The organism is Sphingobacterium sp. UBA5789 (assembly GCF_002418355.1).
Lineage (GTDB): Bacteria > Bacteroidota > Bacteroidia > Sphingobacteriales > Sphingobacteriaceae > Sphingobacterium.
Map to the genome: position 1 here is coordinate 542254 of NZ_DIDX01000001.1, position 17336 is coordinate 559589.

Annotated in this window: 17 protein-coding genes; 9 read left to right on the forward strand and 8 right to left on the reverse strand. The window is 38.4% G+C overall.

Annotation, left to right across the window (positions count from 1 at the left end; translation table 11 throughout):
- Window positions 1–501 carry a TlpA family protein disulfide reductase gene (locus B4B65_RS02285; RefSeq protein ID WP_293913034.1) on the forward strand — a complete coding sequence of 167 codons (501 nt, stop codon included), beginning with the start codon at window positions 1–3 and terminating at the stop codon, window positions 499–501.
- A gap of 668 nt (window positions 502–1169) precedes the next feature.
- A complete protein-coding gene (locus B4B65_RS02290; RefSeq protein ID WP_293913036.1) occupies window positions 1170–1934 on the forward strand; it encodes a hypothetical protein in 765 nt (254 codons plus the stop codon).
- Between the two features lie 763 nt (window positions 1935–2697).
- On the opposite strand, the gene B4B65_RS02295 is transcribed toward B4B65_RS02290, so the two are convergent.
- The 6 genes from B4B65_RS02295 to B4B65_RS21730 form a co-directional block, all read right to left on the reverse strand.
- Window positions 2698–3738 (reverse strand): ABC transporter ATP-binding protein, encoded by a 1041-nt coding sequence (locus B4B65_RS02295; RefSeq protein ID WP_293913037.1) that lies wholly within the window; start codon window positions 3736–3738, stop codon window positions 2698–2700.
- Window positions 3739–3807: 69 nt separating this feature from the next.
- Entirely contained in the window at window positions 3808–4611 is an 804-nt protein-coding gene (locus tag B4B65_RS02300; RefSeq protein ID WP_293913039.1) for an outer membrane beta-barrel protein, read from the reverse strand.
- A gap of 28 nt (window positions 4612–4639) precedes the next feature.
- Entirely contained in the window at window positions 4640–5389 is a 750-nt protein-coding gene (locus B4B65_RS02305) for an anti-sigma factor (protein WP_293913041.1), read from the reverse strand.
- On the reverse strand, window positions 5386–5931 hold the full coding sequence (locus B4B65_RS02310; protein ID WP_293913043.1) for an RNA polymerase sigma factor: 546 nt from the start codon (window positions 5929–5931) through the stop codon (window positions 5386–5388). Before B4B65_RS02310 ends, B4B65_RS02305 begins: the two co-directional genes overlap by 4 nt.
- 105 nt (window positions 5932–6036) lie before the next feature.
- Entirely contained in the window at window positions 6037–6447 is a 411-nt protein-coding gene (tsaE, locus tag B4B65_RS02315; protein ID WP_293913045.1) for a tRNA (adenosine(37)-N6)-threonylcarbamoyltransferase complex ATPase subunit type 1 TsaE, read from the reverse strand.
- A 13-nt stretch (window positions 6448–6460) separates the two neighbouring features.
- Window positions 6461–8014 carry a PglZ domain-containing protein gene (locus B4B65_RS21730; RefSeq protein ID WP_201681359.1) on the reverse strand — a complete coding sequence of 518 codons (1554 nt, stop codon included), beginning with the start codon at window positions 8012–8014 and terminating at the stop codon, window positions 6461–6463.
- Between the two features lie 311 nt (window positions 8015–8325).
- On the opposite strand from B4B65_RS21730, the gene B4B65_RS02325 reads away from it, so the two are divergent.
- The 7 genes from B4B65_RS02325 (at window position 8326) to B4B65_RS02355 (ending at window position 14907) form a co-directional block, all read left to right on the forward strand.
- Window positions 8326–9567 carry an HD domain-containing protein gene (locus B4B65_RS02325; protein ID WP_293913048.1) on the forward strand — a complete coding sequence of 414 codons (1242 nt, stop codon included), beginning with the start codon at window positions 8326–8328 and terminating at the stop codon, window positions 9565–9567.
- 41 nt (window positions 9568–9608) lie between these two features.
- Window positions 9609–10646 (forward strand): UDP-3-O-(3-hydroxymyristoyl)glucosamine N-acyltransferase, encoded by a 1038-nt coding sequence (gene lpxD / locus B4B65_RS02330; protein ID WP_293913050.1) that lies wholly within the window; start codon window positions 9609–9611, stop codon window positions 10644–10646.
- 43 nt (window positions 10647–10689) lie between these two features.
- The gene (locus B4B65_RS02335; RefSeq protein WP_201681362.1) at window positions 10690–12084 is read left to right on the forward strand and encodes a bifunctional UDP-3-O-[3-hydroxymyristoyl] N-acetylglucosamine deacetylase/3-hydroxyacyl-ACP dehydratase; all 1395 of its coding nucleotides are present in this window, start codon (window positions 10690–10692) and stop codon (window positions 12082–12084) included.
- A 1-nt stretch (window position 12085) separates the two neighbouring features.
- Window positions 12086–12880 carry an acyl-ACP--UDP-N-acetylglucosamine O-acyltransferase gene (gene lpxA, locus B4B65_RS02340; protein ID WP_201681363.1) on the forward strand — a complete coding sequence of 265 codons (795 nt, stop codon included), beginning with the start codon at window positions 12086–12088 and terminating at the stop codon, window positions 12878–12880.
- Window positions 12881–12905: 25 nt separating this feature from the next.
- Window positions 12906–13535, forward strand: coding sequence for an ABC transporter ATP-binding protein (locus B4B65_RS02345; RefSeq protein WP_293913053.1), 630 nt, complete (start codon window positions 12906–12908; stop codon window positions 13533–13535).
- Window positions 13536–13684: 149 nt separating this feature from the next.
- Window positions 13685–14245, forward strand: a complete 561-nt coding sequence (gene efp / locus B4B65_RS02350; protein WP_293913055.1) for an elongation factor P — start codon at window positions 13685–13687, stop codon at window positions 14243–14245.
- Between the two features lie 80 nt (window positions 14246–14325).
- Complete coding sequence (locus B4B65_RS02355) at window positions 14326–14907, forward strand: 5-formyltetrahydrofolate cyclo-ligase (protein WP_293913057.1); 582 nt, start codon at window positions 14326–14328, stop codon at window positions 14905–14907.
- Window positions 14908–15004: 97 nt separating this feature from the next.
- On the opposite strand, the gene B4B65_RS02360 is transcribed toward B4B65_RS02355, so the two are convergent.
- Together B4B65_RS02360 and B4B65_RS02365 are read right to left on the reverse strand one after the other, a co-directional pair.
- A complete protein-coding gene (locus tag B4B65_RS02360) occupies window positions 15005–16297 on the reverse strand; it encodes an HAD-IB family phosphatase (protein ID WP_201681367.1) in 1293 nt (430 codons plus the stop codon).
- Between the two features lie 3 nt (window positions 16298–16300).
- Complete coding sequence (locus B4B65_RS02365) at window positions 16301–17278, reverse strand: SDR family NAD(P)-dependent oxidoreductase (protein ID WP_293913060.1); 978 nt, start codon at window positions 17276–17278, stop codon at window positions 16301–16303.
- Window positions 17279–17336 lie beyond the last annotated feature (58 nt).

Sequence of the window (17336 nt, forward strand, 5' to 3'; positions counted from 1 at the left end):
ATGAAGCAACTTATTCTATTATTGATATTGACAATATATGTTCCTGTATTCGGACAGGAATGGAAAGTAAAGGTTGGAGAACAAACTCCGGCTTTTGAATGGAAAGATAAAAAAGAAGAACGGAAAGACATAAGCATGCTGAAAGGCAAAGTTGTTCTGATCAATTTTTTTGCTACCTGGTGTCCTCCCTGCAGACAAGAATTGCCCAGAGTGGAGAAAGAAATATGGGCGAAGTACAAGGCTCGTACAGATTTTTCCTTATTGGTATTTGCCAGAGAAGAAGGTTGGGATAAGTTAGATCCCTTTATGAGCAAACAGCAGTATACGTTTCCTGTTTTTCCGGATCTGAAAAGAGAGATCTTTTCCAAATATGCAGATACAGGGATTCCGCGTAATGTCATCCTAAATAAAAAAGGAGAAGTAGTGTATCAGTCAATCGGCTATACCGAAGAAGAGTTTAAGCATCTGCTGACTGTTTTGGAATCCGAATTAGCCAAATAATCAGAAACTGATATACTTGTCAATAGCTATCTCAACGGTTGTACCTCTTTCAATAGCAGAAATAGGATGATCAATGAGGTGCAGGGACAATTGATCATTGCCAACCGTGAGTTCATTATAGAATCCTCGGAAGCAAAAAAATATTAATGTTAATTGTTAAGCATATTGGATATAATAACTTGCTCCAAGTGTATAAACCTAATAAACACATTAAACAATCAGATAAATTACTTTAGAAAGGTTAATACTTTAATTCCTATGAATGAATACGGGAGGGGTTTATATTTGGTTGACCCTCATTTATTCGCTCGTTGTAATTGGAATGATATTAAAAAATTTATGATTAATTATTGAAATATGAAGCTGATGGAACAAAAAGCCCAGCTCTAATGCTTCTTTATTGTAAGTATATGAGAAAAAATATACAATGAAAGGACTTAAAAACGACTTCTCAATGACTTTTTACAATGGTTAAGAAAAGGCTATCTCCTACGGATGTATATGATATCAAAATGGCTATTGGTTGCGCAGATCATGTTATGTGAATGTGTTGTGGAAAAAAAATAAATCGAATTACTGATTTTGTTTAAGTTTTTTTAAAAAAATTAAATGTTTTTTAAAATTTATTTATATTTGATCAATTATATAAACTCAATAAATTTTAAATTATGAATAAGTCTATTTTTTTATTAAAAACAACTCTTCAAGTTGTGACAATTTGTTTATTTCTTATGGCTTGCCAAAAGGATATAGACAATTCTTTAAATAAATTTGCAAACGAAATTTCTTTTAAGTCTGGAAGCAAAACATCACTGCTACAAGAATCTTTAAAAGCAGGTATATATCAAATTGATGCCGAATCATATGATAATAAAATTATATATACCACAAAAATTGCACACACTTCAATGTTAAATGGAAATAAAGTGGATTTTTCAAACTTTGTTATTGAATTAAGTGATGGTAAATTGATCTTAGATAATGACTATTCAATTTTTCGAGTTGATGGTGATTTGTTCTTGAGCACGCCTCTCTATAATGGTTTCATGAAAGATGGTAACGATGATAAACTTATAGACTCTAAAACGGCAGCTTTGATTCTATTCTATAATGAAATATCGGAAAATTCGAAAAACATTGAAAAGAAAACATACTCAGTATTTTTAAATCAATTTGATAGAGAAGTTCAAAATATTACATTAAAATCTTCCGGTCAAAAAGCTGGAATTCCGTTTATTACTCGAGATTGTGGAATGAACCATGCCATAGAATTCGGTTTTAGCGCTTCATCTGCGGAATCATCTCTCAAAACTCAATTAAGTCAAACTAGGTTTTATGAAGGATGTGTTGTTGTAACCCCTATAGAAGTATCTTGTTATACTGACAAACACTTATGTGTAGCCACACAAACGTTCTATTGTAAAACTTGCTAAAATAAATAAAAATGAATACTCTATTTATTAATATTGGTTTTAAAGAATCAACTATATTAATCGTAATATTGGTAGCAACTCTTATTAGTGCTCTTTATCTCATCATAAATAACGAAAAAGGTGCTACAAGGATTTTATGGTTTTTTTTCGTTTTTATTGCCCCGATATTCGGTCCAATAATTTATATTATTTCTTATTTTCTATCAGGTGTAAATAAAAAAATAATTATCAGCAGTAGAAAGTGAGGCTGTATCATAAATGAAAATTACTATTTAAATCAGAATTAAATTTGGTGCCTTTTCATGTACGCTTAATAAAGTTTCAAAATTTTATTCGCTACCAAGTTGGTAAAATAGACTTTTGATACAGCCTCTTTTATAGAAGGCTTCAAAGTGGTGGTTGGACTTTGACAAAACGGTAATACGAGGGCTTTGTTGGCTCAAAAGTAAAGTACCTATCAGAAAGTTGTTATATAGCAAAATAGATAGAAGTTTTATCAGAGGCTTAAAATTGGCTCAAAAGCACAAGTAAGATTTTAAAGCTTCAAGAAGATTGTTCAGATTTGAGGAAGAATTATGATATAATACTACGCTCTGAAGGCTATTACAAAGCCGAACAAGACAAGATCATTGATTAGACTGCTATAGAAAGATATTAGGACGAAGTAAACCGTCAGTTACAGAGCCGTTTTATGCTTCATAAACTTTCGCCAGAAGACATAAAAAAACTTGCCAATGAAACTATTTTCGAATTAGCCAAATAATCAGAAACTGATATACTTGTCAATAGCTATCTCAACGGTTGTACCTCTTTCAATAGCAGAAATAGGGTGATCAATGAGGTGCAGGGACAATTGATCATTGCCTACCGTAAGTTCATTATAGAATCCTCGGAAGCGCACATCTTTAATCTGCAGCGAACCGGAAGCATTTCTTTGGACTTTGATCCATTCCTGATGGATTGCGATTTGCTGTGTCGTTTGAATGCCTAATATCGCCGCCTGTTCAGGAGACAGGAGATTACTCTTTGCCAGCAATTGCGCTGTGTAAGAATGTGTAGGATGATAATATAATTCTTCCGGACTTCCCTGATCTACAATCTTACCTTTTTTCATGACCATTAATCTGTCTGATAGCGAAAGTACTTCTGCAGGATCATGTGAAATAAGGATAACGGTAAGTCCGGTCTCTTTTACAATCTGTTTGATATCCTGCTGCAGATTGTCTCTGAAAGCGGCATCTACCTGATTGAACGGTTCGTCCATCAACAGCACCTCCGGCTCGTTAATCAAGGCTCTAGAAATGGCTACTCTTTGTTTTTCTCCACCGCTAAGATCCGCTACACGCTGATTTGCCAGATGGGCGATATTTAATTTTTCGAGTACTTCCTGTGTTTTATCCTGTTTACGTTGAAGATTGGTATTGGAAAGTTGCGAAGCCACATTATCCCATACTTTAGCATATAGATTAAGATCATCAAAACCCTGCGAGACCAGCTTCATAGCCGGATGTCCCGGTATTAATTTGTCTTTTCGTGTAGGTACTAGCCACCCCCGGTAACGAATCGATCCGGATTGTGGTTCGAGTAGACCGTATATTAGTTTAAGCAATGTACTCTTTCCGCTTCCCGATTCCCCGATGATAGAAGTGATCTCCCCTTCGTTAACACTGAAGCTGACGTGATCTACCGCAACAATCTTTTCTTTGTTCTCAAAAATACAGGAAACATTTTCCCCATATACCAAAGGTAATCCGGGCTGTTGTACATCTGAAGGGATAAATTGACAGGATGAGAGCTCTTGCATAAAAATAAAAGTGTCGGATCTTAATTTAAAATCCGACACAAAATTACGTTTTATTTATGGGGTAATCAATTATAGGAACAAGGTTAAGCCAAATGTGAAATTATTAAGACCTTTCTGGTTCGGACTGTTTTCAAAAACATCATTGAAATAATACTTGGTGAAGAAACCAACATCACGGAACCCGGCTCTTACGAAAGCTCCATACTGAAAGGATTGAAGATTATAATCGTCTCTGAATTTCTGCTTTCCGTTTTCTTCACTTTTAAGACGTTGAGATCCTTTCAGTAAAACTCCACCTATAGGACCGAATGCTACTTTTAACCGGTCTCCGTTAGCCATTTTTCTGCTTCGCAACTCAAAGGTTAATGGAATGCGTAGATAAGTAGATGTTAATCTGTTTTTCTCAATATTCACCTCATTTCTATCCAGTATTTCATAATCCAGAGGTGTAGTATTCTTTTTCAATATGACGTTTTCTTTTAGTCGTGTGTAATTCCATTCAAAACCAGTAGAAATATACATTCTGAAATTGTCATTCATCCTTACGCCGAACTGGGCAATATCAAAGCCGAAATTAGTCGTTTTCCCTTTTTTATAATTCAGAAACTGGTTGTCATCTGAGAGTGTAAAACTGCCGTTATCTATCATTCTGGAGAATCCCCAGTCTACCCGTGCGAAAGTAATTCCATAAAAAGTTCTGGGATATACAATATGTGTTTCTTTATCCCCTTTTCCTAAGGTATAGGAATGTTTGTGTGTTTTAGCTGACGGGCGTGCTTCTTCAGTTTTTGTAGAGTCAGCTTCTTGTGCTAGCGCCTGCATGCCTGAAAATAAAAGCAGGCAGCTAATGGTTAAGATATGGATTGGTTTCATATAGTATGTGATTTTTCTTTAATTGTTATTATTTATTTTTCTTTCTGTTCTTTGTGATGTATTGAATACTCAGAGATCCTTCTTCATCTGTATCAAAGTGTAGCTTTTTGCCATCTGATCTGTCCGCCTTCCCTATCAATGAATTGAGGATAGTTCCGATACCAAATGTTTTCTGCTTCTCGGGTTCATGGTTTGCCATCATCGTTTCCTCTACTTCCGGACTTTCTATTAATGCTTTCAGTGGCGGTACATCCGTTACACTGTTTGTCGGATCCGGTAACGAAATTTGATGAGGTACGGTGTCCATCTGCTGCAGACTTAAAGTCAGCAGCTGAGAATTTTCATGTGCTGTACTTACTTCCATCTGCTCCGGGCGCTCAGCAACCTCTCTTGGTACATCTCCCTTTTTTTCACTTGGTTTCTCCTGCACAACTGCTAACCTGTCATTATCCTTTCTCTCTGCCAGAATCGGATCTGATGCAATAGATTCAACGTCTGACGTACTTCGTTCTTTTTGCTGCTGGGGTATAGCGCTATGCTGAGTAAGACGTTCAGCCTTTTGTTCATTTTGCTGAAAATACCAGGTCGAAAATATCCCTGTCGCTACAATTGCGGCTGCGGCTGACCATCTCCAAAGCGGATAAATATTTCTTTTTTTGATCGTAACTTCTTCTTTGGGCAGCTGTTGTTCTATCCTGTCCCATATATCCGGACTTGGTGTTGACTCCATGTTCTCAAGCTGGTCCCTGAAGAGTTTATCCAGTTCTTTATCTGTCATCTTTCTGTTTCCTCCAGTTTTTGCAGTTTATCTTTAAGCCATGTGCGGGCTCTTGATAGCTGCGATTTTGAATTTCCTTCACTTATATGGAGAGATTTTGCAATCTCCTGATGTGTGTAGCCCTCTATAGCGTAAAGATTAAATACCGTTCTGTACCCCACAGGTAATTGTTTGATCAGCTGCATAAGATCCTGATAAGCGGATTGATCTGTTCCGATAGAACTCTTAAGCATGTGCGCCTGCAGATTATCATCAATGTCACAAAAGCTGACTTTGTTTTTCCGGTGAATCTCTATAGCCGTATTTACCATTACCCGTCGTATCCAGCCTTCTAGTGACCCTCTTTCGTCAAAGAGCTGATGTTTGGCAAATACTTTTATAAATCCTGTCTGCAACATATCTTCAGCTTCTAAAGTATCTACGGCGTAGCGTAGACATACGGCATACATTCTGGGAGCAAAGTGTTGATATAGCAATGATTGCGACTTTCGTTCTCCCGTTTTACATTTTTTCCATACTTCATCAATGTCATGTTGTTTCAAGGTTGTTATCGGTTTGTTATAAAGAAGACGTGGATTAGGATTAAAGGGTTGCGTCAGGATATAAAAAAATCAGGAAATTAATTTAATAACCTGATTTTTAATGTTTTATTTTATCTCAATACTGCGCGTATGTTCGTCGATGGCCTCAATATAGATAGCTTTGGCTTCTTCCGGCAGCAGATTGGGAATCTTTTCCGGCCATTCGATGAAGCAGTAATCACCGGAATAAAAGTATTCTTCATATCCCATATCAAAGGCTTCCTGCTCATCTTTTATTCGGTAGAAATCAAAATGATAAACATTGCCCTGGGGATAACTGTATTGGTTTACTATAGAAAATGTGGGGCTGGAAGTACTGTCTGTGACGCCGAGTTGCTCGCAGATAGCCTTCACAAAGGTTGTCTTCCCGGCTCCCATACTTCCATACAAAAGAAACACCCGGGTATCCGCAAATACAGAAAGTAATTCGCTGGCGGCTCCGGGTAATTCAGATAAATTTTGAACATGCAATTTCATGTTTCAAAAATACTTATTTGGACGAATAGGTTGCAAACGGGATAATCATTTCCTCCAGAGAGATGCCTCCATGCTGGAATGTGCCGTGAAAGTAATTGACAAACTGATTGTAATTGTTAGGATATACAAAGTAGATATCCTCCTTTGCAAATACAAAAGTTGAGCTTACATGTAATTTTGGCAATTGAGCATCATGGGGATTTTTGATCACGAATACATCTTTGTCCTGATAATTCAGGTTTTTCCCCTGTTTATATCTCAGGTTGGTATTCGTATTACGGTCTCCGATTATTTTACTTGGCTTTTTGACCCGGATAGTTCCGTGATCTGTGGTGATGATAACTCTTACATTGCGTTGAGACAACCATTTCAGTGTTTCCAGCAACGGCGAGTGTTCAAACCAGGAAAGCGTAAGAGAGCGGTATGCCGCCTCATCATTAGCCAGTTCGCGGATCATAGCCATATCTGTACGCGCATGGGAAAGCATATCCACAAAGTTATAAACCAATACGTTTAGATCATTTTGCATCAGGTTGTTGACATTTTCATAAATATCTTTCCCCTGTTCCAATGTTAATATCTTATGATAGGTATGTTTGATCTCCCTGCGGTAAAGTCTTTTTATCTGATCTGCCAGAAATTTGTCTTCATGCAGATTTTTTCCTCCCTCGTCTTCGTCATTTTGCCAAAGATTTGGAAATCTCTTTTCCATCTCAAGTGGTGTTAATCCGCTGAATATTGCATTTCGTGCATATTGGGTGGCAGTTGGCAGAATGCTGAGGTAGTGGTCTTCTTCATCCAGGCGGAAATAATCTGTAATGATATCATTAATGATCTTCCATTGATCATAGCGTAAGTTGTCAATCAGGAAAAAGAAAGTAGGCTTGTTCTCCTGCATTCCGGGAAATACTTTTTTCTTAAACAACTGGTGTGAGAATACAGGTCCTTCATCCGGATTTTTGATCCAGTTGATATAGTTTTTCTCAATAAATTTTGAAAACAAAGCATTTGCCTCGGATTTCTGCATAGTCAGAATTTCGTGCATATTGGAATCTTCCAGTTTTTCGAGAGAAAGTTCCCAGTATATCAGTTTTTTATACACATCTGTCCATTGGTGTACATCCAGATTATCATTGAGGATCATACCCAGATTCCGAAAATCCTGCTGATAGGCCATAGATGTTTTTTCGCTTACAAGTCTTTTGTTCTCTGTGAACTTTTTGATCGTCATAAGTATCTGCTTCGGGTTGACCGGTTTGATCAGATAATCATCAATCTTGCTGCCTATAGCATCTTCCATGAGGTGCTCTTCCTCATTTTTGGTAACAAGTACGGTAGGGATGGAAGGATTGATGGACTTTAATATGGCTAATGTTTCTAACCCCGTAAGTCCGGGCATGTTTTCATCGAGAAATACCAGGTCGAAGGGTTCATTTTTAAAAGCCTCGACAGCATCGTGACCGTTGTTGACGGTTTTTACCTTATAATCCTTTTCTTCTAATAACAGAATATGGGGCTTCAGAAATTCAATTTCATCATCTGCCCAAAGTATATGTGTTTTTTGCATGAGAATTTTCTTAATTGATAATCACAAACCGAATACATTGGATGCTGTGAAGGATACAAAATTACTCCAAATGTATGTAGAATATAATCAAAATTATAACAATCGATTTGTCATAGAGTTACGAACTTACCGCTTTCGGGACTTTATTTGTTGTTTTTTAACATTTCTTAACGGGCAACTCCGTATCTTTGCACTATCTTAGCTTCGTAAGATAATAGTATTTACCACTTCCTTAATACACATCAGAAGGGGTTAATTTTATTTCGCTCAGATTATTTTTTAAATAAGTAAGTATATACGTGCAATCTACATTGAATAAGAGAAAAATAGTCAATGATCCGGTTTATGGATTTGTTACGATTCCTTCAGGATGTGTATTTGACCTTATTCAGCATCCTTATTTTCAAAGACTGCGCTACATCAAGCAGGTGAGTATGACTCATCTGGTCTATCCCGGAGCTTTACATACCCGTTTTCAGCATGCTATAGGGGCTATGCACCTCATGTCTCTGGCAATCGATACCTTAAGAAGTAAAGAAGTCCAAATTTCTATCGAAGAGGAAGAGGCCGCTTTAGTTGCAATCCTATTACATGATATCGGGCATGGTCCTTTCTCGCATTCTCTGGAACATACTATTATAGAAGGCGTATCCCATGAGATGCTTTCTTCTTTGTTGATGGATAGAATGAATGCCGAATTTGGATGCAAACTGGATCTGGCGATTACTATTTTCAATAATAAATACGAAAGGAAGTTTTTTCATCAACTGGTTTCCAGTCAGCTGGATACCGACCGGATGGATTATCTGAACAGGGATAGTTTTTTTACAGGAGTATCTGAAGGAGTTATCTCTTTTGACCGGATTATCAAAATGCTGAATGTGCATAATGATGAACTGGTTGTGGAATTGAAGGGAATTTATTCGGTAGAGAAGTTTTTGATCGCCCGAAGGCTGATGTACTGGCAGGTGTATCTGCACAAAACTGTTATCGGTGCAGAGCAGATGCTTATTAAGGCATTGAAGAGAGCAAAGGCTTTGAGTGATCAGGGAGTAGACTTATTTGCTACACCGGCATTCTCTCATTTTTTGAAAAACAGAATAACCAAAGATAATTTTTTGCTGGACGAGTCACATTTACAGTGGTTTACTCGTTTGGATGATACCGATATTATGTCGGCTATTAAAACATGGGCAGACCATGAAGATAGAATCTTGAGCATGCTGTGTAAGAAATTGATGGCCCGAGATCTGTTCAGGACAGTGATGAGCAATGAACCATTTTCAGAACAGGCGCTGGAAGCTGTGAATCAGGCTGTGATTGATCACTTTGGAATTACAGAAGATGAACTGGAGTATTTTGTTTTTATGCAGGAAGTGGAGAATAGCGCTTACAGCCCTTCACAGGGCGGAATAAAGATTGTGGATAAACAAGGAGAGCTAAAAGATATAACGGAGGCGTCGGATCTTTCAAACCTGGAAGCTTTGGCCCGGAAAGTACGAAAATTTGCGATTTCATACCCAAAAGAGGTTGGATATCCCCGGATAAAGTAAAAACTTAAAGAAAAATTAACAAAAAGGCATACATTTGTACAATGCAATTTTCTGCGCAACAAATAGCAACATTATTAAAAGGCAATATCGAAGGTAATCCAGATGTTGTAGTGAGTCAATTGGCAAAAATTGAAGAGGCGCAGTCCGGCGATCTCTCTTTTTTAGCGAATCCGAAGTACGAAAACTTTATCTATACGACAAATGCTTCCATCGTAATTGTAAATGCAGATTTTGCACCTTTAAGTGAGGTTTCCTGCACATTGATACGCGTGAAGAATGCATATTCCTCTTTTTCTGAGTTGTTGTCTTATTACAATCTGATGAAGCAGGATCGTTCGGGAAGAGAAGAGCCTGTTTTTATACATGATTCAGCCAGTATTGGGGAGCATGAGTATTTAGGTGCTTTTTCTTACATCGGAAAAGATACTTCTTTAGGTAAAAAGGTTAAGGTATATCCGCATGTTTATATTGGAGATAATGTACGGATCGGTGATAATGTAACACTTTTTCCCGGAGTAAAAATATATTCAGACTGTATTATTGGCAGTAATGTTGTCATTCATGCCGGAGTTGTGATCGGGAGTGACGGATTTGGTTTTGCCCCGCAGGAGGATGGTACCTATAGTAAAGTCCCACAAATCGGAAATGTAATCATTGAAGATGATGTCGAGATAGGAGCTAATACAGTTGTCGACCGGGCGACTATGGGATCTACTATTATACGTCAGGGAGTTAAACTGGATAATCTGATTCAGATCGCTCATAATGTGGAGATCGGCAAGAATACCGTTATTGCTGCACAGACAGGAGTATCAGGAAGTACCAAGTTAGGAGAACATGTCGTACTGGGCGGACAGGTTGGTGTGGTGGGACATATCACTATTGCAGACCGGTCGCAGGTGCAGGCACAATCGGGAATTAATCGATCCATTACAGTGGTTGGAAAAAAATGGGGAGGTTCACCAGCCACTCCTTATCAATCTCAATTGCGTTCACAAGTCATTTATGCAAGATTGCCTGAACTGGAAAAAAGAATTTCAGAGTTAGAGCAATTGCTGCAGATGCAAAATATAAAATAAACAAAAAAGAAAACTCAATATTGCTTAATACCGAATGTTAGATATGAATGTAAAACAAAGAACCATCAAGTCTGAAGTCTCGATTTCAGGTGTTGGTTTGCATACTGGAAAATCTGTTACCCTTACGATCAAGCCTGCTCCTGAATACCATTGGTATAAGTTCAGAAGAGTTGATGTCGAAGGTGCTCCCGTTATCGCTGTAGATGCGGACAATGTAACAGATACTTCTCGTGGTACCACCATTTCTCAGAATGGAGCTAGTGTCAGCACCATTGAGCATCTGATGGCTGCCCTTGTTGGTTTACAGATTGACAACGTTTTGATTGATATTGACGGACCTGAAGTGCCTATTCTGGATGGAAGTTCTTCTCCGTTTGTCAAATTATTTGAAGAGGTAGGTTTTCAGGAACAGGATGCAGACAGAGATTTTTATGAGATCAAATCTAATATCCATTATTCAGAAACAGACCGTAAGGTTGAGATTGTAGCGATGCCTCTTGATGGCTACCGTCTTACCTGTATGATTGATTTTAATTCGCCGGTTCTTGGAAGTCAGCATGCTTCTGTTAGTAATATCGGTGAATTTGTAAGAGAAATATCAGCTTCACGTACCTTTTGTTTTCTTCATGAGTTAGAGACACTGGTCAATCTCGGCCTTATTAAAGGTGGAGATCTTTCCAATGCAATTGTTATTGTAGATAAAGATGTCGATAAAGAAGAGCTTGATAAGCTTGCGCATTTATTCAACCGTGATGATATCGATGTCGCAAATGAAGGTATCCTGAATAATATTCAGCTTCGTTATCAGAACGAACCGGCCCGACACAAACTTTTGGATATGATCGGTGATCTGGCTTTGGTAGGTCGCCCGCTGAAAGGACACATTATGGCAGCACGTCCCGGACATGCCGCTAATGTTGCTTTTGCAAAAAAGATCAGAGCCGTTATTAATAAAGAGAAAAACCGTAAACATGTAAAGGTTTACGATCCGAATATGACGCCTGTATACGATACAGTGCAGATTATGAATATATTACCCCATCGTCAGCCATTTTTGATGGTTGACAAAATTCTGGAATTGACAGAAAACCATGTAGTAGGGCTTAAGAATGTAACTATGAACGAAGATTTGTTTATGGGACATTTTCCGGGATCACCAGTGTTTCCGGGTGTTCTGCAGATCGAGTCTATGGCACAGACAGGAGGAATCCTTGTGTTAAATACTGTTCCTGATCCTGAAAACTGGTTGACGCTGTTCCTGAAAATTGAAAATGCAAGATTCAAAAACCAGGTTGCTCCGGGTGATACTATTATTTTCCGTTGTGACCTTATGGAACCAATACGCAGAGGTATCGCGCGCATGAAGGGCATAGGAATGGTAGGAGAGAAAATTGTTAGTGAGGCAGAGCTAATGGCTCAAATTGTAAAAGTAAAGTAAGATGATACAGCCTTTAGCTTATATACATCCTGAGGCACGGATAGCCCAAAATGTTGTTGTAGAGCCTTTTACTACGATCCATAAGGATGTCGTAATAGGAGAGGGGACCTGGATTGGGTCTAATGTGACCATTATGAATGGTGCACGCATAGGAAAAAACTGTAAAATATATCCGGGTGCTGTTATCTCAGGAGAACCGCAGGATCTCAAATTCGAAGGAGAAGTTACGGTAGCTGAGATCGGCGATAACACAACTATCAGAGAGTGTGTCACGATCAACAGAGGAACAAAAGACCGGTATAAAACGGTGATTGGCAAGAATTGTCTGATACAGGCCTATAGCCATATTGCCCATGATTGTATAATCGGTGACAACTGTATTTTCTCCAATTCCAGTACGCTTGCTGGTCATATTACCATTGGAGACCATGTTGTACTGGCTGGTATGGTCGCTGTACATCAGTTTGTGAAAATTGGTTCACATGCCTTTGTTTCAGGAGGTTCATTGGTACGTAAAGATGTTCCACCGTTTATCAAAGCGGCACGTGAGCCTATTACCTATGCTGGTATTAATTCTGTGGGACTTCGAAGAAGAGGATTCTCAAACGAGCAGATAAACGAAATCCAGGGTATTTACCGGGTTCTTTTTATCCAGAACGGAAATCTTTCCAAAGCATTGGATATTGTAGAAACGGAATTTAAAGCTACTGAAACCCGAGACGAAATCCTTACGTTCGTTCGTAACTCGAATAGAGGTATTATCAAAGGATTTGGTCAGGGAAGAGCAAGTTTATAATCGTATAATCAAAGTAAAAAGTGTTTTGAAGATAACACTGCAAGACATCGGGAGAAGGTATAATCGTGACTGGATTTTCAGGCATATCGATTATACCTTTTCTGTTGGACATAAGTATGCCGTACTTGGGCCTAACGGATCCGGAAAGTCTACCTTACTGAAAGTTTTGTGTGGTAATCTGACTCCATCTGAAGGGAAGATTACCTATCATCATGAGGGAGCAGAGGTGGCAGTAGACCGGATTTTTCAGCATTTATCTATTGCGGCACCTTATGTAGAATTGATAGAAGACCTCACTCTTCATGAAATGATAGCCTTTCATTTCAAATTCAAAAATTTTCAAAAGGGATTTGACCAGGATTCCCTGTTAGACCTGTTGGGATTGAATGGATCTGTAAATAAAGAAATTCGCTATTTCTCCTCCGGGATGAAGCAGCGGGTTAAACTGGCATTAGCGTGTTGTTCAGATTCGGCACTTGTATTTCTGGACGAACCCACCAGCAATTTGGATGAAAAGGGAGAAGCCTGGTATCTGGAACTGGTAGAAAGAACAATGAGTGAGGATCGCCTGTTAATTGTCTGCTCTAATCAGGCAAAGGAATACGGTTTTTGTGATCAGTATATCAGCATAAGCGATTATAAAAATAATATTTAAAAAGACAGAAGTTGTCTGAGCCTTGTATATGGTACAGAGGGTGTCATGAAAAGCCCTTTTCAAAATTCAAACTATTTTTCTTGTCCTTAATTTTTATAAACAGCAAGAATTTTTGTAGTTTTGTCGTCTTAAAAAACAAAAGAAGTAACATGGCAAAAGCATCTGACGTAAAAAGTGGAAATGTCCTTCGTTTCAATGGTGAATTAGTTGCTGTTGAAGAATATATACACCGTACTCCGGGAAACTTGCGTGCTTTTTATCAGGCAAGAATGCGTAATGTGAAAACCGGCAAACTGGTTGAATACCGTTTCCGGGTGGATGAGGCTGTAGAAATTGCACGCGTAGAAACCAACGACTACCAGTATCTGTATGAAGACGGAGAATTTTATGTGGTCATGGATAACAGTACATACGAACAATTTAATATTCCTAAATTTTTGTTTGGTACTTCGGCACGATTCTTGAAAGAAGGTATGAGTGTAATTGTGGCATTCGAAAGTGATGAAGCAATTATGGCACAGGCTCCAAAAAGTGTGGAATTAGAAATTACATATACAGAGCCTGCAGTAAAAGGAGATACTTCTACCAATGCCTTGAAAAATGCAACTGTAGAGACAGGAGTAGAGATTAAAGTTCCTCTTTTTATTAATCAGGGAGATAAAGTAAAAGTTGATACGCAAAGTGGTGATTATATCGAGCGTGTCAAATAAATAAAGATTTTAGGTTTAGGTTGATTATTCGGTCTTGTTAGCTCCCAGCTGCAAGGCCGTTTTTTTTGAACTTAACTATTATGACTAAACAAGAATTAAGACAACTTTACCGTTTGGAGCGTAAGCATCTGTCAGTGGATGAACTTCGTGCGTTTAATCATCAGCTTCTGGAACACTTAAAGAAAATGGACTGGTCAAAATGTCAGTATTGTCATGTCTACTTACCGATCAGCCGTAATCAGGAACCCGATACACTTCTTTTTATAAGCTGGATACAGGATACTTTCCCGTCTATCAAGCTGGTAATTTCACAGAGCCATGCTGAGGACCGTTCGATGTCTCACTATTTATTAGATAATACGACGACCTATGTTGAAAATAAGTGGGGCATTCCTGAACCTGTCTCCGGCACTCCTGTGGATGAAAAGTTGCTCGACATGGTATTGATTCCTTTATTAATCTGTGATCGGACCGGAAACAGGGTCGGATATGGTAAAGGATTTTATGATCGGTTTCTGAAGAAGTGTCGTCCCGATGTGCAGAAAATAGGACTTTCTTTTTTTGAGCCTGTGGAAAAGATAACAGATGTAGATCCATATGATATCGCTCTGGATTGCTGTATTACACCACAGCATATTATTTATTTTGAGTCCGGGAGATAATGTGCAACTAAGACCAACTGATGCAGGAATCTAATAATATAGCTGTCAGTTATTCGTTTAAAAAAAAGAGAGGGCTTCTAGAAGCCCTCTCTTTTTTTTAATATAATATTCTGAATTTGATAGTGTTATCTATTTTTTTGAGCTGTTTGATCAGCTCTTTTTCATATTCAACATTCAGATCTGTGACCGCATATCCGATTTCCCCACGTGTCATCAGAAACTGAGCAACAATGTTAATGTTGTTTTCTGCATATATATTATTAATCTGGGCCATTACACCTGGCACGTTTTTGTGAATATGGAGCAGACGGTGGGCTTTGTTTAATTTCGGTAAAATGAGGTTTGGAAAATTACGGCTCTGATCTGTATCTCCGTTATTAATGAAATCGGCCATTCTTCTTGGAATGAACTCCGAATTTCTTTTTTTACCTTTTTTATCATCAAATACCACAATTCCCTTTTCGTTACAGATATTTTTACTGATGTGCCCTCTGATGTCACCCAGAAAACCTATTGTCTTTAGCTTATCTGCCCGGCTCAACTGTTCATCGGATACATCTACATCCGGACCCAAAAGTAACATACCCACATCTTTGGTATATTTCTCCTCAAAACTGTCTTTTATACGGATTGAAAACCCGTCTCTTTTCAGGATATGTGCAGCTATTTCAGGTACATCACCGACAATAAGACATAAAATCCTGTTTTTAGGGTATGATATTGCTCTGGGAAGATCATTCACGTACAGAAATTCATCAAAACTTGGTGTTACATGATCTGCTTTTTCAGTAACACTTTGTCTGGCTATATTTTCAGTGAATGCGAAGAATTTTTCAATCAGACCTGATTCTTTCAGCTGAAAATCCGAATAACCGTCGCCGATACCGAAAATACGTCCGTCGATTTTTAATTCCTGCAATAATTTTACCTTACCACCTTCATCTGAAAGCGGATTGTTTTCATCATAGCCGATGATATTTCCTTCCTGATCAAATTTAAACGTGTTTGCGTAGATATTTTCCTTCTTGATATGGTAAGGTGTGACCACGGGTATAATAAACTCTTTAAAGCCTCCTGAGACGATCCATGCCGTATCCGAATTTTGATTGAAAAACTCACGGTTTCGGCTGAATGAACGGGAAACTTTCTTCTTAAGATGGGATACAAGTTTGTCGAGATGACTTTTGTTTGCTTTCAGTAGTTTGATTCTTCCTGCAAGGCTTTCACGGAAGGAGATTTTACCTTCCATTGCCAGATTGGTATAACCTTCGATCTGCTGGTAAATCTTTTCTTGATCAGGATGGCCTTCTAGTGATATCCTAGCGAGTTCATCCAAGGCTTCGACTTGCGTAAATGTACTGTCAAAATCAATGATGTAATAGTTTTTCACTGTTTATTCGGTTTTAGTTTGATATGTTGAGGTAATTTCTTTGAGTGTTTCGTCCAGCGGCTTGAAGCTGTATTGAGTAGCCTCAATAATTTTTTTATTGGAATAAGCCAGCTTTGCGGATGAAGCCCGTGCAGAATCTTTGGTGATTGCCGGTGGTTTATTGTTAAAGAAGGAGACGAATTTTGCCGCCCGCCATGCGATGCTCAGCAGCGTTGGCGATGCAGCTATGGTAGGTTCCGGCTTCTGCATCAGTATACTGATACGATCCAGCAGCGCTTTATTTGTCAGGTTCTCGGTGTTTAGAATAAAACGTTCTCCGGAGATGTCGGTTTTATTCATCAGTATGATCATCAGTTTTGCGACATCTTCCACATCGACTACTCCCACACTTCCGGTTGGATAAACTTTCAAACCTTTCTCTACCATCGAAAAAATCGCTCCAGAGCCTTTTTTGCCTGCGGTAGCACCTATAATTACAGAAGGATTTACAATGACAGCATCCAGTCCTTCTACAACACCTCTCCATACTTCAAGTTCACTTTCATATTTAGAAAGCGAATACTTGGATATTTTGGAATCATATTCCCATTTGTCCTGCTCTGTTACAGGTTGTTTTGATTTGCTTGTGCCCAATGCTGCAATAGAGCTTACATGCACAAGTCTGGCACTATGTTGCAGACAGAGGTTGACGATATGGCGGGTGCCTTCTATATTGACTTTCATCATATGCGAAGCATCCTTTGGCTGATAAGAAATCATTGCTGCACAATGAAATACATAGGAAATGCCTTCAAAAGCTTCTTCAAGTGCAAAATAGTCATTAATATCAGCGTCTACCCACTGAATAAGGGAAGATGATTTTAAGTATTCGGGAATGACAGATTCTGATCTTTTAGTCGCCACCACAGCGACACCTTCGTCGATGAGCTGCTTGATAAGTGTCGATCCTAAAAATCCTGTTCCTCCGGTTACTAATATCACGGTTTAAGGGTGTTGATAAAATAATGTTTTCAAAAGTAAGCTAATAAATGGATATTTG

Bases quoted from the DNA above. Each gene is read 5' to 3' on its own strand.
- B4B65_RS02285 (WP_293913034.1), top strand. From the start codon at position 1: ATGAAGCAACTTATTCTATTATTGATATTGACAATATATGTTCCTGTA.
- B4B65_RS02290 (WP_293913036.1), top strand. From the start codon at position 1,170: ATGAATAAGTCTATTTTTTTATTAAAAACAACTCTTCAAGTTGTGACA.
- B4B65_RS02295 (WP_293913037.1), bottom strand. From the start codon at position 3,738: ATGCAAGAGCTCTCATCCTGTCAATTTATCCCTTCAGATGTACAACAG.
- B4B65_RS02300 (WP_293913039.1), bottom strand. From the start codon at position 4,611: ATGAAACCAATCCATATCTTAACCATTAGCTGCCTGCTTTTATTTTCA.
- B4B65_RS02305 (WP_293913041.1), bottom strand. From the start codon at position 5,389: ATGACAGATAAAGAACTGGATAAACTCTTCAGGGACCAGCTTGAGAAC.
- tsaE (WP_293913045.1), bottom strand. From the start codon at position 6,447: ATGAAATTGCATGTTCAAAATTTATCTGAATTACCCGGAGCCGCCAGC.
- B4B65_RS21730 (WP_201681359.1), bottom strand. From the start codon at position 8,014: ATGCAAAAAACACATATACTTTGGGCAGATGATGAAATTGAATTTCTG.
- lpxD (WP_293913050.1), top strand. From the start codon at position 9,609: ATGCAATTTTCTGCGCAACAAATAGCAACATTATTAAAAGGCAATATC.
- B4B65_RS02335 (WP_201681362.1), top strand. From the start codon at position 10,690: ATGAATGTAAAACAAAGAACCATCAAGTCTGAAGTCTCGATTTCAGGT.
- lpxA (WP_201681363.1), top strand. From the start codon at position 12,086: ATGATACAGCCTTTAGCTTATATACATCCTGAGGCACGGATAGCCCAA.
- efp (WP_293913055.1), top strand. From the start codon at position 13,685: ATGGCAAAAGCATCTGACGTAAAAAGTGGAAATGTCCTTCGTTTCAAT.
- B4B65_RS02355 (WP_293913057.1), top strand. From the start codon at position 14,326: ATGACTAAACAAGAATTAAGACAACTTTACCGTTTGGAGCGTAAGCAT.